This is a genomic window from Pseudomonas sp. AF32, from assembly GCF_022342325.2.
GTDB lineage: Bacteria > Pseudomonadota > Gammaproteobacteria > Pseudomonadales > Pseudomonadaceae > Aquipseudomonas > Aquipseudomonas uvaldensis.
The window spans coordinates 26,197-48,482 of sequence record NZ_RQJK02000013.1 but is presented as its reverse complement, the minus strand read 5'-3'; the positions used below and the strand labels follow the sequence as shown (position 1 = coordinate 48,482).

At 61.8% G+C, this 22,286-nt stretch carries 19 protein-coding genes; 11 read left to right on the top strand and 8 right to left on the bottom strand.

Translation table 11 applies throughout. The features are described from left to right. Positions 1-126: 126 nt before the first annotated feature. The gene (locus EGM97_RS13920) at positions 127-4,092 is read left to right on the top strand and encodes a dermonecrotic toxin domain-containing protein (RefSeq protein WP_238965392.1); all 3,966 of its coding nucleotides are present in this window, start codon (positions 127-129) and stop codon (positions 4,090-4,092) included. A gap of 60 nt (positions 4,093-4,152) precedes the next feature. Here the strand turns inward: EGM97_RS13920 and accC are convergent, their stop codons facing one another. The 5 genes from accC to EGM97_RS13895 all read right to left on the bottom strand — a co-directional run bounded on the left by accC (position 4,153) and on the right by EGM97_RS13895 (position 10,415). Beyond that, positions 4,153-5,508: an acetyl-CoA carboxylase biotin carboxylase subunit gene (gene accC / locus EGM97_RS13915; RefSeq protein WP_053155482.1), complete on the bottom strand. Its 1,356-nt coding sequence runs from the start codon at positions 5,506-5,508 to the stop codon at positions 4,153-4,155. 17 nt (positions 5,509-5,525) lie between these two features. After that, positions 5,526-5,990, bottom strand: coding sequence for an acetyl-CoA carboxylase biotin carboxyl carrier protein (accB, locus tag EGM97_RS13910; RefSeq protein ID WP_072397825.1), 465 nt, complete (start codon positions 5,988-5,990; stop codon positions 5,526-5,528). Positions 5,991-6,038: 48 nt separating this feature from the next. Beyond that, positions 6,039-6,491 carry a type II 3-dehydroquinate dehydratase gene (gene aroQ, locus EGM97_RS13905; RefSeq protein ID WP_238965393.1) on the bottom strand — a complete coding sequence of 151 codons (453 nt, stop codon included), beginning with the start codon at positions 6,489-6,491 and terminating at the stop codon, positions 6,039-6,041. A 255-nt stretch (positions 6,492-6,746) separates the two neighbouring features. After that, on the bottom strand, positions 6,747-7,514 hold the full coding sequence (locus EGM97_RS13900; protein ID WP_477788815.1) for a methyl-accepting chemotaxis protein: 768 nt from the start codon (positions 7,512-7,514) through the stop codon (positions 6,747-6,749). Between the two features lie 1,230 nt (positions 7,515-8,744). Further along, positions 8,745-10,415 carry a diguanylate cyclase gene (locus EGM97_RS13895; RefSeq protein WP_238965395.1) on the bottom strand — a complete coding sequence of 557 codons (1,671 nt, stop codon included), beginning with the start codon at positions 10,413-10,415 and terminating at the stop codon, positions 8,745-8,747. Positions 10,416-10,687: 272 nt separating this feature from the next. Here EGM97_RS13895 and EGM97_RS13890 point away from each other — a divergent pair, with 272 nt between their 5' ends. The 6 genes from EGM97_RS13890 to EGM97_RS13865 all read left to right on the top strand — a co-directional run bounded on the left by EGM97_RS13890 (position 10,688) and on the right by EGM97_RS13865 (position 17,248). Continuing rightward, complete coding sequence (locus tag EGM97_RS13890; protein WP_238965396.1) at positions 10,688-11,755, top strand: DUF2333 family protein; 1,068 nt, start codon at positions 10,688-10,690, stop codon at positions 11,753-11,755. A gap of 3 nt (positions 11,756-11,758) precedes the next feature. Then, positions 11,759-12,316, top strand: a complete 558-nt coding sequence (locus tag EGM97_RS13885) for an NUDIX hydrolase (protein ID WP_238965397.1) — start codon at positions 11,759-11,761, stop codon at positions 12,314-12,316. A 170-nt stretch (positions 12,317-12,486) separates the two neighbouring features. Further along, on the top strand, positions 12,487-12,858 hold the full coding sequence (locus tag EGM97_RS13880) for a translation initiation factor Sui1 (protein WP_238965398.1): 372 nt from the start codon (positions 12,487-12,489) through the stop codon (positions 12,856-12,858). 130 nt (positions 12,859-12,988) lie between these two features. Next, on the top strand, positions 12,989-14,902 hold the full coding sequence (gene speA, locus EGM97_RS13875; RefSeq protein ID WP_238965399.1) for an arginine decarboxylase: 1,914 nt from the start codon (positions 12,989-12,991) through the stop codon (positions 14,900-14,902). 244 nt (positions 14,903-15,146) lie between these two features. Then, a complete protein-coding gene (locus tag EGM97_RS13870; RefSeq protein ID WP_238965400.1) occupies positions 15,147-16,454 on the top strand; it encodes a type VI secretion system Vgr family protein in 1,308 nt (435 codons plus the stop codon). Further along, positions 16,451-17,248 carry a DUF4123 domain-containing protein gene (locus EGM97_RS13865; protein WP_238965401.1) on the top strand — a complete coding sequence of 266 codons (798 nt, stop codon included), beginning with the start codon at positions 16,451-16,453 and terminating at the stop codon, positions 17,246-17,248. Before EGM97_RS13870 ends, EGM97_RS13865 begins: the two co-directional genes overlap by 4 nt. Positions 17,249-17,252: 4 nt before the next feature. Here the strand turns inward: EGM97_RS13865 and EGM97_RS13860 are convergent, their stop codons facing one another. Further along, the gene (locus EGM97_RS13860; RefSeq protein ID WP_238965402.1) at positions 17,253-18,602 is read right to left on the bottom strand and encodes an MATE family efflux transporter; all 1,350 of its coding nucleotides are present in this window, start codon (positions 18,600-18,602) and stop codon (positions 17,253-17,255) included. A gap of 63 nt (positions 18,603-18,665) precedes the next feature. Next, positions 18,666-18,959, bottom strand: coding sequence for a hypothetical protein (locus EGM97_RS13855; RefSeq protein ID WP_238965403.1), 294 nt, complete (start codon positions 18,957-18,959; stop codon positions 18,666-18,668). Between the two features lie 164 nt (positions 18,960-19,123). Between EGM97_RS13855 and EGM97_RS13850 the strand changes: the two genes are divergently transcribed. Genes EGM97_RS13850 through EGM97_RS13835 form a run of 4 tightly spaced genes read left to right on the top strand, consistent with a single transcriptional unit; the run spans position 19,124 to position 21,394 of the window. Then, a complete protein-coding gene (locus EGM97_RS13850; RefSeq protein ID WP_238965404.1) occupies positions 19,124-19,429 on the top strand; it encodes a MazG-like family protein in 306 nt (101 codons plus the stop codon). Beyond that, positions 19,426-20,175, top strand: a complete 750-nt coding sequence (locus tag EGM97_RS13845) for a methyltransferase domain-containing protein (protein ID WP_238965405.1) — start codon at positions 19,426-19,428, stop codon at positions 20,173-20,175. Before EGM97_RS13850 ends, EGM97_RS13845 begins: the two co-directional genes overlap by 4 nt. Before the next feature lie 23 nt (positions 20,176-20,198). Beyond that, positions 20,199-20,816 (top strand): DUF4136 domain-containing protein, encoded by a 618-nt coding sequence (locus EGM97_RS13840; protein ID WP_238965406.1) that lies wholly within the window; start codon positions 20,199-20,201, stop codon positions 20,814-20,816. Between the two features lie 20 nt (positions 20,817-20,836). After that, entirely contained in the window at positions 20,837-21,394 is a 558-nt protein-coding gene (locus EGM97_RS13835) for a DUF4136 domain-containing protein (protein WP_238965407.1), read from the top strand. A gap of 37 nt (positions 21,395-21,431) precedes the next feature. On the opposite strand, the gene EGM97_RS13830 is transcribed toward EGM97_RS13835, so the two are convergent. Further along, positions 21,432-22,286: a MaoC family dehydratase gene (locus EGM97_RS13830; protein ID WP_238965408.1), complete on the bottom strand. Its 855-nt coding sequence runs from the start codon at positions 22,284-22,286 to the stop codon at positions 21,432-21,434.

The window sequence follows — 22,286 nt, the reverse complement described above, 5'->3', positions numbered from 1 at the left end:
AGCTCGCCGTCAAAGTGGATAAGCGCGTCTCGTCTGCCGGCGGTTGGCGCACCGATATACATATGTATGGCCAGGGCGTGTTGGCCGATGGATAAGGTGACCGTCCACACAACAGGGAGGAATGTGATGGACAACACTGCCGAGCAGCAAGGGAAGGCGAACGGCACGGGGCCGATACCTTTCCCCCAGGCGCAAACAGCACAGGCGATCCTGCACAGACTGACGCGATGGCAAGCCGAGATCGACGTGCGATTGAATACCCAGATGACCTTTCTGGAGGTATTGCAGGAGCAACTGCTGGTCGAACTGCGTACCCACTTCTACCAGGGCAACATCGACCCACGCTTCATCGACCATCTGGTCGACACAGTATTGCAACGGATGATCGATCAGCAGCCGTTGGTCGTCGATGAAGAGCTGAACACACCCTATCGCTGGCCTGAAGGGGCCGATCGCGGATTTGCGGTCGAGCGTCAGGAAGTCATTGTCCAGGCAGTGGAAGGGATCGCCTTGGGCTGCCTTCATCACTACAAGGATTATCTGCGACGTCATTGGCGAGCGGGCGGGAGCGATGCCTCGCTCGAGGAAATGATCCGGCAGAAGCTCGATGACCACATCGTGCAGGTCGACGTGATCTTTCAGCCTGGCCAGTTGGTGGAGCTGGGCGTCGATGCGCTCCGGGAAAAGCTCGACGCACTGCACGATTCATGGCGCCGAAGCTGCGGCTTGGTCGAGCTGGCGACACCTGGGGAGCGCCGCATTCTTGAGGCACTCGCTCGCTTGCAACTGCCTGGTTGGCTGCGAGTGCTGGACGAAGGCGAGCGCAAGGAACTCGAAACCCTTCAGGATCACACTGCCCAGGCGACGGCAATGGTGGATGAGCTGCTCGAGGGGCTGGCCTCGCGACGGGCGTTCGCCCGGCATTTGGCCAGGGACTACGTCAGGAATGAATTGGATATGGAGATCGAGCCGGACCGTATCCGTGTGCAGTTGCAATGGCGAACCGTCATCGATCAGCCAGTGCAGACCTACAGCTTGAGCGAGCTGTTGGCGGCGGGGCCGTTGAGGCAGGACACCGTATCGGTGCTTCTGGTGGAAAATGGCGCCATGCTGCGCAACCAGCCTCTTTCACCGGCATTTATCACTCAATTGTTGGCGCATGTGGATGTCCCGGCCGAATACCTGCGGGCCCTGGCCAGCCGCTATGGCCGTGAAGACTTGAGAGACGCTCTGTTCGACTGGTTCGCGGCACGGCTTGCGCAAAGCGCCTTCATTGCGCGGTGCGCGGGTCATCTGAAGACGCCTCACCATGATGCGGTGCAAGCGCTGTGGGAAAACGACGATTCGGTACGGCCCTCCAGCGCGCTGAGAGTGACCGGCCTGGTCCTTCCGAATGGGCTCAAGTGTGTCGATCTTCTCTTGTTTCATCGCCAGGACCTTCAGGGTGACCTGCTGCTGTATGCCCCTGACAAGCCGGATGGCCAGGAGTGGGTCGAGTTGCCCTCACTTTGGGCGGTGAGCGTGGAAATCGGCGCCTGGACCCGAACCGAGGCGGGGCGCGAATACCTGGTCCAGCGAATCTCCCCGTCTGGCCGTGATGAGGCGCGGGAGTACTTCGCCAAGGTGGTGGACAGACCGGCGTCCTGGGACTCGACCAAGGACCCCAGGGGCGGGGTGAGTGGCTTGAAGGCCTGCCTGCAAGATAACGTCGCAACTGGCCTGGGCAATCACCTCGCGCAAGTGGCGCTGGACGAATCACCTCCCTGGTACAGCGCATTATCTGCTGACTCGCGGCGTACCCTCAGTAGCCTGGACCAGGAGCTTCTGGTCCACCAGCAGCGGTTCGACACGCTGTTGGCCGGCTACGAAGTCTTCGCGGACTTTGCCAAACGCATCGTCACGCAGGCGATTGCACCGTACATGCGGAGCAAGGGGCTGCATGATCCGGTCGATCCGGCGACGGTTCTCATCGATTACAACCCGGGTCTGGCCGATGGCAGGACACAGGTCGCCAGCCTGCTGGATCTTGTCATCCACGGGTATGACGACAATTCGGGGATCGATAATCCCCGCAAGGGCGTGCGATCCTCGGTCGGACAGGACCTGAGTCGGGTGCGCAGTGCGGAACTCGCCTCCTATATCCGGCGTGCATACGTGGGCGAGCAGTATGTACGGGAGATCCGCGCCCGGTTCCTCGATGCCGGCACCCCTGAATATGCCCAGCGACGCAATGCTTGCCGCAACTTATTGTTAACCAGAATGGACCGCGACCTGCGCCTCGCAACGGGAAAATCCCAGCTCAATGCAGATGAATTCTGGTGGCTCACCCGACAAGTGACCCTGTTGAGCGAACCGGTGCTCGGATCCGGCCCGGTGTATTCGGGGGCCGCGGTGCAACGCGAAGGCGTCATCAGATTTTCCATTGGCGGCCACATCGTCATGGGCGTCTATGTCTTTACCTACTTCGATCCGAAGGGTTACGCCTGGTTGTATACGCCCGACGCACCGGACGGTGTCCTTTTTCGTCATTACCGGGACTTTTCCGGCAAGGTCGCTGCGCGCCTGCATGACTACGTATTGCAGCGCACGGCGCTGGGTGCCCGCACGGCCGTCAGGCGCTCGCTGGCGGCGCTGGCAGCCTCGGGGATGGGCGTCGATACACTGCGCGAATTCAATCGAGTGGTGGATGTCCGGGCCGAGTTCGATGGCTACATCGAGCGGGCTGTCTCCGACGTGGAGGACATTACCAAGAGCCGCGCCGAGGTGATCAGGGCGCAGGTCTTCAAAGGGCTGCTGTTTGCCTCCGCGCCAGTGTGTCTGGTTTATCCCCCTTTTGCGTTGCTGCTGGACGTTGCCTTTATTGCCGTCAGCGTCAAAGAGGCCGTCAACGCCCACGGTCAAGGCGACACGGATCGTGCGCTGGGCCATTGGCTGATGGCCTCGTGGGGCGTCTTGTTCGCTGCGTTGGGGGGGGGCGCCGTCGCCACCTTGCTGGGACGTACCGCCGGGGGCTTGAAGTCCGTCTTGAGCCCGATGTCGCTGTCCGCCCGGCGTTTGAGAGAGGTGACGTCGGTGGTCGCCAGGGAAGCCGGGCCGGTCAACCAGCCCATCCGCTTTAAACCGAAACAGGCGGTTGGCAAGACACCTGAGAATTTGCAGTGGGTGACCGAGGGTATCTTCCAGGGGACCTATCGAAGCCCGCCCAGTGCATCGCAACCGCGGGGCAGCTATTTCATACGCCATAAAGGCAGGTATTACCAAGTACAGGAAAGCGTTCACTTCGGTGGTCTGTGCCTGGTGGATGCCAGTCGTCCCGGCGCCTTTTACAAGCTGCCCATGCGCAGGATGGCGGATGGAAAGTGGGTTCACAACAAAGTCGGCCTGAGAGGTGGCAATGATGAGGTGCGCAATCTCGGAAAGGTGGGGGATCTGCGGGAAGCGTTTCCCGGGCATGTTTTTCCGGACGTCTCAAGGGGCGCCTTGCAGGGCGAGGCCGTGGTGGCGAAGTTCAGCGAGACGGTGGCCGACAATTATCTGTTCTCGCTGAATGCGCAGACCTGCGTAATCGCTTCGTTGTACAACCCGGCCACCAGGGTGGGCGCGGTCATTCATTTCGATCACAACATCCGCGTGCTGATCGAGCGCAGTATCAAGGACGTGATATCGCGCCTGGGTGGAAGTGCCAGGGAGATCCAGGCGACCCTCGCGGGCGGGGATTGGTTGACGGGGGCCGATATTGGCGGGCGGGTCAGGTCCATCATGAGGCGCCAGGGATTGAAGCCGACCTGGGATCACTGGTCGTACTCTTCCTGCCTGGGGAGTAACTATGGCGTGTCGCTGGATTTGCGCAGCGGTATGGCGTCGGTGTTCAAGACCTCGCGCAGCCAGGTCGAGCGCTATTACATTCCGGTGTTGGCGAGGGCGAAGAAAAGTACCGACCCGGTATCGGTGCGCGCGCGTGAGTTCATGACGCGTTTGCGCAGCGAGCCGCTGGTCGCCAATGCCAATGGCGTTGTACAGACCCTGCAGGGCAGGCCGGCGACCCCGTCGCAGATTCAAGCGCACGCATTCCCGACGGTGGTGTTGAGCTGACCGGCAAGCAAAAAAAGACCCCGGTCACTGGACCGGGGTCTTTTCACATCGCTTGGAACATCATTCCTGGTGGGCCAGCTTGTGTTCCAGGTAATGGATGTTGATGCCGCCTTCGCAGAAGCCTTTGTCGCGGGTCAGGTCGCGGTGCAGCGGGATGTTGGTCTTGATCCCGTCCACCACGATCTCGTCCAGCGCATTGCGCATGCGCGCCATGGCTTCGTCACGGGTCGCCCCGTAGGTGATCAGCTTGCCAATCAACGAGTCGTAGTTCGGCGGAACCGCATAACCGCTGTACAGGTGCGAGTCGACACGAACGCCGTTGCCGCCCGGAGCATGGAAATGCTTGACCGTGCCTGGGCTTGGCATGAAGGTTTTCGGGTCTTCGGCGTTGATCCGGCATTCCAGCGCGTGACCGCGGATGACCACGTCATCCTGGGTGAACGACAGCTTGTTGCCGGCGGCGATGCTGAGCATCTCCTTGACGATGTCGATACCGGTGACCATTTCCGAAACCGGGTGCTCCACCTGAACACGGGTGTTCATTTCGATGAAGTAGAAGCGACCGTTCTCGTACAGGAACTCGAAGGTACCGGCGCCACGGTAGCCGATGTCGATACACGCCTTGACGCAGCGTGCCAGGACTTCCTGGCGAGCCTTCTCGTCGATGCCCGGAGCCGGCGCTTCTTCGAGGACCTTCTGGTGACGACGTTGCAGCGAGCAGTCGCGGTCGCCCAGATGGATGGCATTGCCCTGGCCGTCGGACAGCACCTGCACTTCGACGTGGCGTGGGTTGGTCAGGAATTTTTCCAGATAGACCATCGGGTTGCCGAACGCCGCGCCTGCTTCGGAGCGGGTCAGTTTCGCCGAGGAGATCAGGTCTTCTTCCTTGTGCACAACGCGCATGCCGCGACCACCGCCGCCGCCAGCGGCCTTGATGATCACCGGGTAACCGACTTCACGACCGATGCGCAGAGCGGTTTCCTCGTCTTCAGGCAGCGGGCCGTCGGAACCCGGAACAGTCGGTACGCCGGCGGCGATCATGGCGTGCTTGGCCGAAACCTTGTCGCCCATCAGGCGGATGGTTTCAGCTTTCGGGCCGATGAAGGCAAAACCGGAGTTCTCGACCTGTTCGGCGAAGTCGGCGTTTTCCGCCAGGAAACCGTAGCCCGGGTGAATGGCAGTGGCGCCAGTCACTTCGGCAGCGGCGATGATCGCCGGGATGTGCAGGTAAGAATGCGCAGCCGACGCCGGACCGATGCAGACGGATTCGTCTGCCAGGCCCAGGTGCATCAATTCCTTGTCGGCCTTGGAATAAACGGCGACGGTCTTGATGCCCATCTCTTTGCAGGCGCGCAGGATTCGCAGGGCGATTTCACCGCGGTTCGCGATCAGGACTTTTTCCAGCTTCGCAGTCATCAAAGGCTCTCCGCGGTTCAAACGATGGTGAACAGCGGTTGGTCGTACTCAACCGGCTGGCCGTCTTCAACGAGGATGGATTCGATCACACCGCTGGTTTCAGCTTCGATGTGGTTCATCATCTTCATGGCTTCGACGATGCACAGTGTGTCGCCTTTCTTCACGGTCTGGCCGACTTCAACGAAGGACGGCGAGGTCGGGGAAGACTTGCGATAGAACGTGCCTACCATTGGCGAACGGGCAACGGTGCCGTTGAGCGCAGGCGCGGCGGCAGCGGCAGGAGCAGCGGCGGCGGCAGCAGGCGCGGCCGGAGCCGGAGCAGCGGCCGGAGCCTGCACGGGGGCCGGAGCGTAGTACTGCTGGGCTGGAGTCTTGCTGTGACGGCTGATGCGTACGGACTCTTCGCCTTCCTTGATCTCGAGCTCGTCGATGCCGGACTCTTCCAGCAATTCGATCAGTTTCTTAACTTTACGGATATCCATGAATCATCAACTCCCAAGGGTCGGTCAGGGGCGTTTAACGCTTGTTGTTCAAGCTGTTGCCTGTCTTTCAAGCTGCTCTAGGGCGGCCTCCAGGGCCAGTCGGTAACCGCTGGCGCCAAGGCCGCAGATCACTCCTACCGCTACATCGGAGAAATAGGAGTGATGGCGGAAAGGTTCGCGTTTGTGCACGTTGGACAAATGCACTTCGATGAATGGGATGCTCACCGCCAGCAGCGCGTCACGTAATGCGACGCTTGTATGTGTAAAAGCTGCGGGATTGATCAGAATGAAGTCCACGCCCTCGTCACGGGCGGCATGGATGCGGTCGATCAATTCGTATTCGGCATTGCTTTGCAGATAGAGCAAATGATGGCCGGCCGCGCGGGCCCGTTGTTCCAGATCCTGGTTGATCTGAGCCAGCGTGAGGGATCCATAGATACCCGGTTCGCGGGTGCCAAGCAGGTTCAGGTTGGGTCCGTGCAGGACCAATAGGGTCGCCATCTGCTGTTCCTTGTTATCCGTGAGCAGGTGTCAGAACCCGGCGACTATGCCGCAAAGCCTTTATGACTGTCCAGTTCTCGGCAATAGCCGGCACGATGAGCGATGTTTACGAAAAGTTTATGACCAGCCACCTGGGTTCGGTCACCTGGCACCAACCCCCCCTGTGGGAGCGAGCCTGCTCGCGATGACGGCGGCCCATTCAACCTCGACGCCAGCTGACCCACCGCCATCGCGAGCAAGCTCAGCTCCCACAATTCAGATCCGGAAAGCCTGCACGGCCGTGTGCAGCCGGCCACCCAGTATCAATAGATTGTCACCTTGTTCCCGGCCTTGGCCGATGCGCAGCAGATTTTCACCGCCCAGTTGGTGGATTCGTTCGCTGTGATCGCGGATTTCGCTGACGGCGCCACTCTGTTGGGCGGTGACATCGGCGATGCGTACCGCGGTGTCGGCAATGGTCTGGATGGCCTCGACGATTGTATCCAGCGCACCGTCGGCCGCCTGGGCCTGATTGGCGGTGGCTTCGGCATGTTCGACCTGGGCGCGCATGCCGTCCACCGATTGGCGTGCGGCCAATTGCAGTCGGGCGATCAAGGCCTGGATTTCGGCCGTGGCCCCCGCGGTGCGCTGCGCCAGCGAACGCACCTCCTCGGCCACCACCGCAAAACCCCGGCCCATTTCACCGGCGCGGGCGGCTTCGATGGCGGCATTGAGGGCCAGCAGGTTGGTCTGGTCGGCAATCGAGCGAATCACCGTCAGCACGCCGCCGATGGTGGCGGACTCCTCGGCCAGTTGTTCGATCATCTGCGCATTGCCTTGCACTTCGCCCACCAGCGCATGCAGGCCCGTAAGGCTCAGGCCAATGACTTTCTGCCCCTGTTCGACGGCGTGTCCGGCGCTGCGGCTAGCCTGCGCGGCCTGACTGGCGTCACCGGCCACTTGTTGGATGGTTGCCTCCAGTTCACCGAGAGAGTCACGGATCAGGGCTGTGTCGCTGGCCTGGTGCTCCGCACCGCTGTGCATTTCTGCACTCAACTCGGCCAGGGCCCGGCTGCTGCCGGCGACCTGTTCGGCATTCAGGTGTATGGTCCCCACCAGGTCCGTCAGGAAAGCGCGGAGCCGATTGAGCGACGCTTCGATGTCCTGCAACTCGCGATTGCTGGCGCCGACATGGATATCATGGCTGAAGTCGCCTTCGGCCCAGGTCGAGAGCGCTGGCGCCAGGTGCGTCAGGGTCCGGGCGAGGTGTCGTTGCAAGGTATCGATGAGCAGTGCGATCAGCAGTATCAAGCCGATCATCACACCCTGGATCAGGCGGACCTCACCCTGGATCTGCCCGTGCTGGGCACGCACGGCGGGCTCCATGGCATTGATTGCCTCCTGCACTTGGGCGGTTTTCAGGTGCGTGGCGTTACTCAATTCGGTGCGTTTCTGAACCAGCGCCCGTGTACGTCCCAGTTCTGCCGGGTATCGGCCAAGCAGGCCGTTGAGTTCGCGCTTGAGAGCAATGCCGGCGTCTTCGGCGACCGACTTCTCCTGGGTTTCCAGCCCCATCAGCGCGGCGAAGTCGTCGCTACCGGATTCGTTGCTGGCCGTAACACCGAGCAATGGCAGGTTGTCGAGCAGTTCGGCCTGGGTGCGGATATTGGCCAGCTCCCGTTCGACATCGGCGGCCAGTTCACTGCGACCGCTGCTGACCATTTTTTCCCGCGTGAGTGACAACCGGCCCAGGTACTGCGATGCGGCGAACAAAGGCGACAGGTACGCCGGGGCGCCGTTGGCGTATTGGGCGAGACTGTCCAGATTGGCGCTCAGCTCGCGTTCGGCCTGCAACAACAGCGCCTGGGGATCACCGGCCAGCTTGCCGGCGGCCAGCAGGTCGGTCTTGCTGAAGTCAGCGAGGCTCGAAAGGCTCGGGCGCAGTGCCTGGGCCAGTTCCGGTGGAAACTGATCCAAGTCTTTTTGCAGCGTTTCGAGGGCCTGGGTGGCGGCACTCAAGCGCAAGGCATCGCCGCTGGCGAGGTAATCATCGATGTTGCCCGCCACTTCACCCTGGAATTGCCGTGACAGTCCCAGATAACGCTCCATCAATAAATATGGGCGTTCCAGGGCGGTTTGTGACCACCAGAGCGTGGCGCCCAAGCCCAGGCACACGGTTACCAAAAGAAGGGTGTTGAGGTTTGTCAGCAGCTTCAGGCGCATCGGGGTCTACCGGGGGCAGAATCGTAAGTGCCTGAATTTATTGCGCTTGGGTTACAGGTTTATGACTGAATCGGTGGTTTCGGATGAAAAGATGGCACTTTGCTTTGATTGGCGTGCGCTCTGCACCCGGTTACGACCGGCATGCTTGGCGCGATACAGCGCCTCATCCGCCTGGCTGGCCATCATCAGGCTGTCGGACGTTTCGCTCATCTCCACCACGCCGGCGCTGAATGTGCACCACAGGTCCTGAGGCTGGGCTGGGTAGTGGATTTCGGCAAAGCGCTGGCGGATTTCATCCAGCACCGCGCACGCAGCGTCGATGTCGGTGTCCGGCATGACAATGGCAAACTCTTCACCGCCATAACGACCAATGAAGTCGGTCTTGCGCAGGCGTTGCTTGAGGAACAGCGCGAGGCTCTTGATCACCCGGTCGCCCATGGGGTGGCCATGGCTGTCGTTGACCCGTTTGAAATGGTCGATGTCCAGCATGGCGAAGCTTAGCGGTTTGCCTTCGCGACGCGCACGGAAGCAGCAGTCTTCGAGCAGTTGCAGGATATGGGTGTGGTTGTACAGGCCGGTGAGGCTGTCGCGCACCATCCGCGCCTTGAGGTTGCGGGCCCGGGCTGCGCGATTTCGAACCGTGGTGATCAGATGCCGGGGCTTGATCGGTTTGGTCAGGAAGTCGTCGCCACCCTCGCTCATGGCGTCGAGCTGTTTGTCCAGATCATCTTCGGCGGACAGGTAAATGATCGGCACGCTCACATAGCGGTCATTGTGGCGGATCACCTTGGCCAGTTCAGTGCCGGTGCAAGCGGGCATGTACATGTCCAGGATGATCAGGTCGGGTTGGAAGTCCGCCAGTTCCGCCATGGCCTGGATCGGCTCGGTCAGCGTGCGGGTCACGATGCCGGCGCTGTTGAGCAGGCGCTCGGTGTGCAGGGCCTGGGCGCGGGAGTCATCGATGATCAACACTTTATAAGGTTCGTACTGGGCGACACACGTCAGCACTTCGATCTTTTCCAGCAGACTGGAGGCTTCCAGGGTGCCGGTCAGGAATTCCTGCCCACCGGCCCGGACCGCCGCCAGGCGTGTCGGTGTGTCGGTTTCCAACAGGCTGAAGAACAACAGCGGCAATGGCTGCTCCAGGCCTTGCTGGGCTTCGGCGGCCAGTTTCAGGCCAACCCCAGGGCCACTGAAGTCCACATCCATGACGATCGCCGCCGGCAAGCGCTCGACCATCGAGGCACGAAATGCCGCGACACTGTCCAGCGCCTGGGCGCTGAGGCCGAAGAATTCCAACTGCTTGGCCAGTCGCTCGGCGCGGTCATGATCCTGCAACAACACATAGATGGGCTTGCGCAGCGGCGGCAGGAAGGTTTGTTCGAGCTGGTCGCCATGGCGCAGGCCTGTGCGGGACAGCCGTTGCATCAGCCGGTTGATCTCGGTGATCAGGTGACTGCTCAGCCGCCCGCGATTGGCATCCACCGCTTGCAACGACTGGCTGATGCCGTGGGCAAGCTGGGAGTGCTCCGGCTGCTCGAAACGCTCGGCGAAGCGCAGCAGGCGCAGATTGGCTTCGCTGAGCTCCGACAGGTCGGTGCTGGACCATTCGCTGCGTTGCAGGCGTTGCCATATCTCCAGGATCTGGCGAGCCTGGTGAATTACCCGCTGGGCAAAGTGGTGCTTGAGGCGCTCACGGCTGGGGTCTTCTGGCTCGGTCATATCCTGACTACTAGTTAGGGTGCATGCTGAGGTCGACTGGTGGCTCTATGCTAGCACCTCTTTTCCCTCGCATGAGTGTCATACGTCAATAATCTGCCTCAAGACTCAATTCAGTTTCCGACCGCTCGGTCGCATAGGCCGACGGCTGCGCTTCCTTTATAGTGACGGTCCGATTGCCTCGCCGTGCCAGCCTGTTTACGTGCCTCAGTTCAGGCACGATGGCGTAGGGTTGTGGTCGAACCGTGAACTCAAGTGATTGAAGGGACATCGCCATGCTGGACTGGAAAAACCGCGCGGGCAGCGCACCTGAACGGGCCGCCGAGCCGAAATCGGACACCCGCAGCTACCTGGGCGGGCTGTTCTTCAGCCGTGCGCTGGGCACGCTGGTGGGCCTGTACCTGTTGGTGACCATCGCCATCGGCTGGTACTGGAGCCAGGAGCCCGCCTTGTTTCCCGTGCAGCAGAGTGCCCAGGCGGCGGCCGAGAAGGATGGTCGGCAAATGGTGGTGGGCTACACCACCGTCGAGACCCTCAAGAGCGTGGCCGGCACCCTGCTGACCAAGCCGGGCGGCTACATCTCCAATGACCGTTTCCCGCCAGGCCTGTGGATGGACAACATGCCGAGCTGGGAATATGGCGTGCTGGTGCAGGTTCGCGACCTGAGCCGCGCCTTGCGCAAGGACTTCGCCCGCTCCCAGTCCCAGTCTGCCGAAGACGCCGATCTCGCCAAGGCAGAGCCGCGTTTCAATTTCGATAACCGCAGCTGGGTGCTGCCTTCCAGTGAGTCGGAGTATCAGGAAGGCATCAACTCGCTGAGCCGCTATCAGGCACGCCTGTCCGATCCAGCCCAGAAAAGCGCGCTGTTCTATGCTCGCGCCGATAACCTGAACAACTGGCTGGGCGATGTCGGCACTCGTTTGGGGTCGCTGTCCCAGCGCCTGTCGGCCAGCGTCGGCCGAGTCAAGCTCAATACTGCGTTGAAAACCGAAGTCCCGGCGCCGGGCCAGGTGCCGCAGGTCGACGAAGAAGTGGTCGAGACTCCGTGGTTGCAGATCGACAATGTGTTCTATGAAGCGCGTGGACAGGCCTGGGCCTTGTCTCACTTGCTGCGCGCCATCGAAGTGGACTTCGCCGACGTATTGGCGAAGAAGAACGCCACCGTCAGCGTCCGGCAGATCATCCGAGAGCTGGAAGCGTCTCAGGAACCGGTCTGGAGCCCGATGATTCTCAATGGCAGCGGCTTCGGTGTCCTGGCGAACCATTCGTTGGTCATGGCCAATTACATTTCCCGGGCCAACGCGGCGGTGATCGACTTGCGGCAATTGCTGAACCAGGGCTGATCCATGAATGAAATCACCCGGGAGGCCGCCCATCGAGAGGCTTCGGATGCCGAGCTGATCGCTTGGGTCGATGAGCACGACAACCTGCTCGGCAGCCTGGTGCGCTCGGAGCTGCGCGAGCGCGGCCTGATCGGGCGTGGCACCTACATCATGTTGTTCAACTCGGCCGGTGAACTGTGCGTTCACCGGCGAACCCTGAGCAAGGCCATCTACCCCGGTTTCTGGGATGTGGCGGCGGGCGGAATGGTGCAGGCGAACGAGAGCTACGCCGAATCGGCCGCCCGTGAGCTGGAAGAGGAATTGGGCGTGAGCGGCGTGTCACTGACCGCCCACGACCATTTCTATTTCGAAGACCCTGGCAGTCGCCTATGGTGTTCGGCGTTCTCTGCGGTGTGGGACGGCCCGCTGATCCTGCAGCCGGAAGAGGTCCTCGAAGCGCGTTTCATGCCAGTCGAGCAGGTGCTCGAAGACATCCGGAACAAGCCCTATTGCCCGGACTCCCTGGCAGCGCTGGAGCGCTATTTGCGGGCCCATGGCAACGGCGTCGCAAAGAAGCAGTAAATTGGCGCCGATTGGCCCTTAGCAATTGGAGTTTTTGCCGTTACACTGCGCGACTTTTCAAGCTGGACCGGCGTCTGCGGGTCCAGTAGCGCTGCCCCTGCCTGAGTGGGGCTTCGCGGTCGGGGCACTGTTTGTCCTGGCCAGTCTTTGTCCTCCCGAGAGGATTGCCGGTGGCCAAAAAAGCCGCATCCTTCGCCGCCCTGGGCGGCCTGGTATTTTCTACCGACGCCGGTCGTCATTGCCCTGAATGCCGCCAGCCGGTGGACGCCTGCATCTGCAAACAGACCGTCATCCCCGCCGGCGACGGTATCGCTCGCGTGCGCCGTGAAAGCAAGGGGCGCGGCGGCAAGACGGTGACTACGATCACCGGCGTGCCGTTGGCCGAAGACGCGCTCAAGGAACTGGCCACCACGTTGAAGAAACGCTGTGGCACCGGGGGCGCGTTGAAGGACGGCGTCATCGAGATCCAGGGCGATCACGTCGAGCTGTTGCTGGCCGAACTGGCACGGCACGGTTTCAAGGCGAAAAAATCCGGCGGCTGAACGGCTTTCTAAACTCAGCTCGGTGAGCAAGGTCTACCCTGCTGACAGGCAATTCGTCATCTTCACTCTCCAGACTGCGCCGGCCTCTGACCGGATGGCGCATTTTTGACTTCTTTCATAGGGGACTTCGATGTCCGTACGACGCACACGCAAAGACGATGGCAGCCAATGGACAGTTGCGGACAGCCGCAGTGTTTACGGAATTCGCCATTGGGGGGCCGGGTATTTCGCGATCAATGACGCCGGTCGCGTAGAAGTCCGTCCGAACGGTCCCGGCAGTTCGCCCATCGACCTGTTCGAGCAGGTCGACCAACTTCGCCAGAGCGGCCTTTCGCTGCCGCTGCTGGTGCGCTTCCCCGACATCTTGCAAGACCGCGTGCGCCAGCTCACCGGCGCATTCGACAGCAACATCGCGCGCCTGGAATACCAGAGCAAGTACACCGCGCTCTATCCGATCAAGGTCAACCAACAGGAAGCGGTGATCGAGAACATCATCGCCACCCAGAACGTGTCCATTGGCCTTGAGGCCGGCTCCAAGCCCGAGTTGCTGGCGGTGCTGGCCCTGGCGCCCAAGGGTGGGACCATCGTCTGCAACGGCTACAAGGATCGAGAGTTCATCCGCCTGGCGCTGATGGGCCAGAAGCTGGGTCACAACGTCTTCATCGTCATCGAGAAAGAGTCCGAAGTCGGCCTGGTGATCGAAGAAGCGGCATCGCTCAAGGTCAAGCCACAGGTGGGCCTGCGGGTGCGCCTGTCGTCCCTGGCCTCGAGCAAGTGGGCCGATACCGGTGGCGAGAAATCCAAGTTCGGTTTGTCGGCGGCGCAACTGCTGTCGGTGGTCGAGCGCTTCCGCGCCGCCGGCCTGGACCAGGGCATCCGCCTGTTGCACTTCCACATGGGTTCGCAGATCGCCAACCTGGCGGACTACCAGCACGGCTTCAAGGAAGCGATCCGTTACTACGGTGAGCTGCGCAATCTTGGCCTGCCGGTGGATCACATCGACGTCGGTGGTGGCCTGGGCGTGGACTACGACGGTACGCATTCGCGCAACGCCAGTTCGATCAACTACGACATGGACGACTATGCCGGCGTCGTGGTCGGTATGCTCAAGGAGTTCTGCGACGCCCAGAGCCTGCCGCATCCGCACATTTTCTCCGAGAGCGGCCGATCCCTGACTGCCCACCACGCCATGCTGGTGGTGCAGGTGACCGACGTCGAGAAACATCACGATGACGTGCCGGTCATTGAAAACAAGGAAGCGTTGCCGGAAACCGTGCAATGGCTGGTTGACCTGCTGGGGCCGACCGATATCGAAATGGTCACCGAAACCTACTGGCGCGCTACTCACTACATGAGCGACGTGGCCGCCCAGTACGCCGATGGCAAGCTGACCCTGGCGGAAAAAGCCTTGGCCGAGCAGTGCTACTTCGCCGTATGCCGTCGCCTGCACAACTCGTTGAAGGCCCGCCAGCGTTCCCACCGCCAGGTGCTGGACGAACTCAACGACAAGCTCGCCGACAAATACATCTGCAACTTCTCGGTGTTCCAGAGCCTGCCGGACACCTGGGCCATCGGCCAGGTGCTGCCGATCCTGCCGCTGCATCGTCTCGACGAAGAACCGCTGCGCCGCGCCGTGCTGCAAGACCTGACCTGCGACTCCGACGGCAAGATCAAGCAGTACGTTGACGAGCAGAGCATCGAGACCAGCCTGCCAGTCCATTCCCTCAACCCCGGTGAGGACTATCTGCTGGGTATCTTCCTGGTGGGTGCCTACCAGGAAATCCTCGGCGATATGCACAACCTGTTCGGTGACACCGACTCGGTGAACATCTACCAGAACGCCGACGGCAGCGTGTACCACGCCGGTATCGAAACCCACGACACCATCGAAGACATGTTGCGCTACGTACACTTGTCGCCGGAGGAGTTGATGACTCACTACCGCGACAAGTGCGCCAGCGCCCGGATCAGCGCCGCCGAACGTACGCAGTTCCTGGACGCGTTGCGCCTGGGGCTCACGCGTTCGTCCTACCTGTCTTCTTGATGGTTGTTTGATCAATAAATGAGCGCCCTCCGGGCTGTCAGAAAATACGCTGCACCTTGCAGGTTTTTTCGGATAGTCCTGAAGGGCGTTCTTATTTATGCCGCTGTTATTTCGGCCGATCGGCTTATTTAACCGCTGCTGTCCTCATTTCGTGTAGTCCCTTTCCTAACTTGTACTTCGGCTCTCTACTCCGCCATGGCTCTCAGCGAGAATCCCCGGCCGCCCCTCCTGTAGAGATACGCCGATGTCCGATCCAGCCAACGAACCGTTATTTCGTCTGGAGATAGCCGGTCTGCCCGAACCCTTTGTCGTTTCGGCCTTCCAGGGTAGCGAAGCCATCAGCGAAGCGTTCGCCTATGAGGTCGAACTGCGGCCCGTTGACATGCCCCTGGATCTTGCAGGCCTGTTGTACCGTAGCGCCTGGTTGAGCTTCGGAGGCTCGGAGCGGGGCATACACGGTCAGATTCACGAGCTTGTGCAGCATCGCCACGACGCCGGCTGCCGGGTGCGCATCGGGCCGAAGCTGGCGTGCCTGGCGCAGCGTTTCAGCCAGCGGGTATTCAATGCCTGCACGGTTCCGCAGATCATCCGCCAGGTACTCAAGGGCCACGGTATCGGAGGCCGCGGCCTGTGTCTGGATCTGCAGCGCGATTACCCACCGCTGGACTTCTGTACCCAATATCGGGAATCGGACCTGCAATTTCTCCAACGCTTATGCGCCCAGGCCGGCATTCACTTTCATTTCGAACACCTGCGGGACACGCATTGCCTGGTGTTCGCGGACAATCCCGACAGCTTTGCCCCAGCCAAGGAGATGGCCTATGGCATCGAGCTCCGGGTGCCCGGAGTGCGGGAGTTCAGCGTGCAAACCGTAGCTTCAGGGGAGCAGGTTGCCGAGGGCCGCAGCGATCTGATGGGCCTGCACTGTGGTCAGGGCCTGTCGTTGACGGCACATCCTTTCGACGACTGGAATCAGCGTTGGCTTTTGACGAAGGTCGAGCATCGCGGCGATGCCAATGGCTACGGCAATCATTTCCGCGCCATTGCCGGTGGTCAATCGTTCGTGGCGGACAGCCCTCCCACACCGCGAATGCCGGCTCCGCAACGCGGCTGGGTGGTGGCGGTGGACGCGCCGGCATCGCAGCGCGTAGGGCGCGTGGCGGTGCAATTAGACTGGGTCTATCAGGGCGAAGGGGCCAGCCCAAGTCATTGCTGGCTGCCCTTGGCGCCTGATCTGGCCGCTGGTGGCGTGAGCAGCCTCGGCGAGGGGAGCGAAGTGTTGGTGAGTTTTATCGAAGGCGACCCGGATCGCCCCATGATCAGTGCCTTTCTCGACGACTCGGGCTGCCCACAGACGGCGGATGAGACCATCGGGGAATCCCCTTTGCGCGAACCTGCCTGGCCGTCGGAAGCCGACCCGGTGTTGCTGGCTGCGATCCGGGCGGCCGAGCCGCTGGTGTTGCTGTGCCTGTTGCCTGGGGGGGGCAGCTTCAGTCCTTGTGGTCGGCCGGTGTGTACTTGTCGGCTGCTCACCCAAGGCGCCGTCCCATGAGTGTTGTCGCCATGTCCGGATCAACGCCTCAATGGCTGTTGCTCGATCTTGCGGGCGCACCGGTGGCGGCGCGGCTTCTACAAGAGCAGTTCGCCGATGTCCGGCGCTTTGCCTTGTTCGAAGACACCGAATGGCATGGGCTCAGGGAGCACGGCCCGCTGCTGGTGGATCTGCAGCAATCACCGGCGCTGATCGGACTGTGTCAACTGGATGCGGGCTCCTGGCCCGGATTGCTGCTGGTAAGCGCATCGCCAGTTACACAGTTGCTGGCGCATCTGCGACGGATGCTGACGGTGACCCTGGGCATGCATCACAAAGCGCTGCTGAGTTATTACAACCCTCACACCGCCAGCTATTTCTTCGACGGGTGCGACCCGGCTGAGCTCAGTTGCTGGCTTGGGCCTATCGACCTGCTGCGCTGGTTCGGCGGCACTTGGGCCGACCGGGCCATTGGCAGTCAGGGCTGGCAACAGCTCTCCAATCCCGGGCTCTCGGTCGGCGTGCTGGAAAATGAGCACAGCCTCAGCGCCCGGCAGCAGAACCAATTGCAACGATGCCTGTTGGAGCGTCATGCCTGGCAATGGTCGCGCGATACCGGGCGCGATTACCGGGCGCTCTGGGATTATCTGGAGCATGGATTGGCGCTGGGGTTTACCGAGCGCGAGGTGCTGGATGGCTGGTTGTGGCTGCGTTTGCAAAACCCCGATGCCCGGTCGGTACCGGAGCTCAAGGGCGACTCGCAGCACGAACGTCTCGACTATCTGCGTCGGCTGTGGCAGGGCGATGAAGGTTGATGCGTCAATCGACTCGGGTGCCAAGCCAGAGGTCGCGCCGATGTAAACGCCACGCGAAACCGCCGAGGGTCAGGCTGCGCACCGCCATGAACAGCAGGAAGGTAATCCACAGTCCATGGTTGCCCAGACCTTGTAGCGTCCAGGCGAAGGGCAGGACCAGCAACAGGGTCAGTAACATGCCATTGCGCATTTCCCTGGCTCGGGTGGCACCGATAAACAAGCCGTCGAGCACATAGCTCCACACCGCGATCAGCGGCAAGGCCGCCAGATAAGGCAGGTAGCGATACGCGGTGTCGTGCACATCGGGGATGTCGGTCTGCATATCGATAAACAGATGGCCGGCGAACAGGAACAGCAGCGCAAAGCCAACGCTTGCAATCAATGACCAACCGCAGGCCACCACCAATGAGCGGCGCAGGGCCAGGCGGTCGCGAGCGCCAATGGCATGGCCGCACAGCGCTTCGACGGCGTGGGCGAGACCGTCCAACGCATGGGCGGTCAGCAGCAGCCCGTTGAGCAGCAGGGCATTGGCCGCTACCGTCGCATCCCCCAGACGGGCGCCCTGCACGGTGATCAGGAAAAACACTGACTGCAACGCGAGGCTACGAATGAAGATATCGCGGTTTACCGCCAGCAACGCGCGCCAGTTCGGCCACAGACCCAGGGCTGCCCAGGCCACCTGCCCAGGCCAGGCCCGCAGGGTCTTGCGGGCCAGTGCCAGGCCCAGCAGCGCTCCGGTCCATTCGGCAATCACCGAAGCCCGGGCGGAACCGGCCACCCCCCAGTCCAGGCCGAGCACGAACCACAGGTTCAGGACGATGTTCACCAGGTTCGTGGTCAACAGGATCGCCAACGGCGCCCGTGCATTCTGCGCACCGAGGAACCAGCCCACCAGCGCATAGCCGGCCAGCGCGGCCGGAAGGCCGAAGAGTCGTGTATAGAAGAAGTCCCGGGTCAACTGATCGAGCTCGGCCGACGGCTGCATGAAGTGCAGGGCCACGCCGCTCAACGGCACGCCGAGCGCACCCAGCAACACCGCCAACCCCATCGCCAGCAACAAGCCCTGCAACAACACCTGCCGCAACGCGGCTCCATCTGCGCGCCCGGCCGCCTGCGCCGCGAACCCGGTGGTGCCCATGCGCAGAAATCCCATGGCCCACGCCAGCACCGTATACAAACTGCCCCCGACCGCCACCGCGCCCAACTGATGGGCATGGGGTAGATGGCCGATGACGGTGCTGTCCACCAACGCCACGAGCGGTACGGAAATGTTCGACAGAATCATCGGCGCGGCCAACGCCCAGACCCGTCGATGGGTCAGGCGATCGCGCCAGTCGGTGATCAGCTTGGACATGGAAGCTCCTTGATGGAGCGCGATTGTAGCTGCTCTCGGCACAATGCTGTCCGACGCTCAAGCCTAGTGAATGATCCAACTCAACACCCACAGCCCCAGCACCAGCCAGATAATCCCCAGCACGATCGAGGCCCGCATGAACGCGCGGATGGCCGAGTAAAGCATCAGCAACCCCAGGATCAACGCTACGATGCTGATGATCGAGGTGTCCATGCCCAGCGCACGGGACAGGCCATCGACGAAGTTGCTGCCGGCATTGGCCAGGGTGTTGAACAGGCCGCTGAGCAGGTCGACGATGAAGCGGATCACCGAACCGAGTGCCTGGCCGAGCCATTCGAAAAAGCTTTCTACCTGCATGTGTGCGTCCTGATGAAAGAAGTTTGAGCGCCGCCTATGGCGCGTGATTGTAGGAGTTGTTCAGGGCCTCGATCGTTCGATTATGGAGTAAATCTGCGCTTCGTACCGAGACGCTTGCCTTCCCTTGTCTTCCCCCCGAAGCTATGGGCATTCAGGAGAGCCCGATGAACCTTGTTGAACTGACCGAACGCCTGCACGCCATTCGTGACCGTAACGACTGGCGGCAATTTCACAGCCCGAAGAACCTCGCCATGGCCGCCAGCGTGGAAATGGCCGAGCTGGTGGAGATCTTCCAATGGTTGACCGAGGACCAGTCGCGCCAGTTGCCGGCGGACAAACTGGCCCACGCCGGGCAGGAGGTCGGGGATATCGTGCTGTACCTGTTGCTGTTGTGCAGCGAGCTGGGCCTGGACATGGACGCTGCCGTGCGCAGCAAGCTGGCCGACAGCGAGCGGCGGTTCGGCCAATGAGCGACCGTCATTTCGACCAACTCGCCACGCGTTTCGCCGAAAAGATCTACGGCGGGGCCAAGGGCGCGATTCGTCTGGCGGTGCTTCAGGCCGACCTGATCGAGACGTTGCCGGAGCGTCCGCTTCGAGTGCTGGATATCGGGGCCGGGCTGGGGCATATGTCGTTGTGGCTGGCCGAGCGCGGTCATCAGGTGACCCTGGCCGAACCGGCCGAACCCATGCTTGAAGGCGCACGCCAACGGTTTGCCGATGCCGGCCAGGACGCTACGTTCCTCCAGGCGCCGTGGCAGGATCTGCCGGGGCGGCTCACTGAGCGTTACGACCTGGTGCTGTGTCATGCAGTGCTGGAGTGGCTGGCCGAGCCCCACGCGATCCTGCCGGTGCTGCATCAATTGACCGTGCCGGGTGGTTGGCTTTCCCTGGCCTTCTACAACCGCGACGCGCTGGTGTACCGCAACCTGCTCAAGGGGCATTTCCGCAAGTTGCGCAAGAATGACATGGCGGGTGAAAAGCAGAGCCTGACGCCGCAACAACCCCTTGATCCACGGGAATTGGCGGCGCAACTTGAGGGCCTGTGGCAGGTCGAAAGTCAGAGTGGCGTGCGGGTTTTCCATGACTACATGCCGATGGAGTTCCAGGGCCGTGTGGAGCTGGCACAATTGCTGGAAATGGAGCTGGCCCACCGTCGCCATCCGGCGTTTGCCGGGCTGGGGCGCTATCTGCACTGGATCTGCCGTCCGCTCTGATCGCAGAGAAATCGGAGAGCAACATGAAAGGTCGTTCAGGGGTATTGGCGTTGTGCCTGGGGCTGGCCGCCTGCCAGGGCAGCAACCCGTATGTCGCCACTTCCAGACCGCTACCCCCGGCACCGCCCGAAGCCGCCACGGTGTTCGACCGCAGTGCCTACCCCGCGCCGCCGCGTGACTATGGACGCTATCGCAGTTGGGCCTGGCTCAACGGTCGGCTACCGCCGGGCACTGCGTGGGCGGATTCGGCCCAGGTGGCCGAGGCGGTGAGCAACGCCCTGGATCAGCGAGGCCTGCGTCCGCTGCATGACAACCGGCCGGCCGACCTGTTCGTCAGCGCCGACCTGCGCCTGGAAACCCGGCTGCGCCAGGTTCGCGATGACTACGACTCGGGTTACTACGGCGGCTACGACCGTTACAACCGCTATGGTCCGGGTTATGGCATGTACCACTCGGTCCCGGTGGTGCGCACGTATCAGGAGCAGGTCGTGGTGGTCCGTGTGGAACTGTTCGACGCCCGTACGGGGCAGCCGGTATGGAGCTCCAGTGCCGAGACCAGCCAGCGTGGCAGTCAGAGTGAACGCACCGATGCCATTCGCGACGCGGTGGAAAAAGCCCTGTCGGCTTATCCGCCCAGTTGATTACGTAACGGAGAAGAATCATGTTCCGCCGTCTCGCTTTACTGGTCTTTGCCGTCTTGCTCAGCGCCTGTGCCGGTAAGCAAGTCAATCACGACTTCGACACCAGCCGCGATTTCGCGGCCTACCGCAGCTGGAGCTGGAAAGACCCGGCGTTGCAATATCGCCCCGATGATCCACGGATCAAAAGTGACCTGACCGAACAGCGGATTCGCCAGGCGGTTGCCGCTCAACTCGACCAGCGTGGCCTGCGTCCAGCCCCGTCGGGTGGGCGAGGCGATGTGCTGGTCCAGGCCTACCTGATCGTCGAAGACCGCCAGCAACAAGTCACCACGAACTACGGCGGTGGCTGGGGCGGTCCCTGGAATGGTTACTGGGGCGGGCCGATGTATAACGAAACCCGCAACATCAGCTACAAGGTGGCCACGGTGCAGATCGATTTGCTTGATGGCAAGGACGGCAAGCTGGTGTGGCGCGGCAGTGACGAGCAACTGCTCAGCGATTCACCCAATCCGGCTGATCGCAGTGCCGCTGTACGTGAAACGGTCGGGCGGATCCTCTCCAACTACCCACCGCGATAATGGACTGAACCTGTAGGAGCACAGGGATGGGACCGATTCAGGCAATCGGCCGCCAGCTACCCACCATGTGCTCCAACTCTCCGGACCCCACCAACCGCAAGTGACCACTGGACCCCGCCGCGCTCGCCAGCAATGTCACTTCGCTGGGCAGCCGAACAGGCTTCTTGAAGGTCACGTCGATCTCAAGGTTGGCTTCGGGCAGGTGATCATCCAGCGCCGCCAGGGTTCGGGCCTTGTTCCATAAGCCATGGGCGATGGCGGTGGGGAAACCGAACAAGCGCGCGCTGAGGCCGCTCAGGTGGATCGGATTGTAGTCGCCTGACACTTTGGCGTACTGCCGGCCGATATCGGCGGGTGCGCTCCAGTGGGCCACCTCGGTCAGTGCCGGACGCTCCTGCTCCTCGGGCTCGACCAATGCGCCGTCCAGCTGCACGCCTTTGCAGAGCATCTCGCTCTCGGCTTCCCACAACGGCCCCAACTGATCATCGATACGGGTGACGAGGCTGAACACCGCACCTTTTGGGTGGGCGTTGAGGTTTTCGACATTGACACTGGCCCGCACCTGGCCGACGCCGCCCATGGGGCGCAAAACGCGGATGCGGTTGCTCAAGTGCACCAGCCCCAAGAGCGGGAATGGAAAGTCCCGGTCGGTGAGCAGTTGCATTTGCAGGCCGAACGCCATGACGTGGGGGTAGGTCGGAGGCAGCAACCCGTTATCGACGAAACCGCAGACCTTGCGGTAGGCCGCCAGGCGTTGCTGATCGACCTGGAGCGACTGGCGCAGTCCCACCGTCGGCAGCGTCGTGCCGGTGATCTTGCGGTGCGTCGCGGCTTTTGTGTAAAGCCCGGACATGTTCGGCGCGCCACTGACCTCGTGCCATTGAATCGTCAT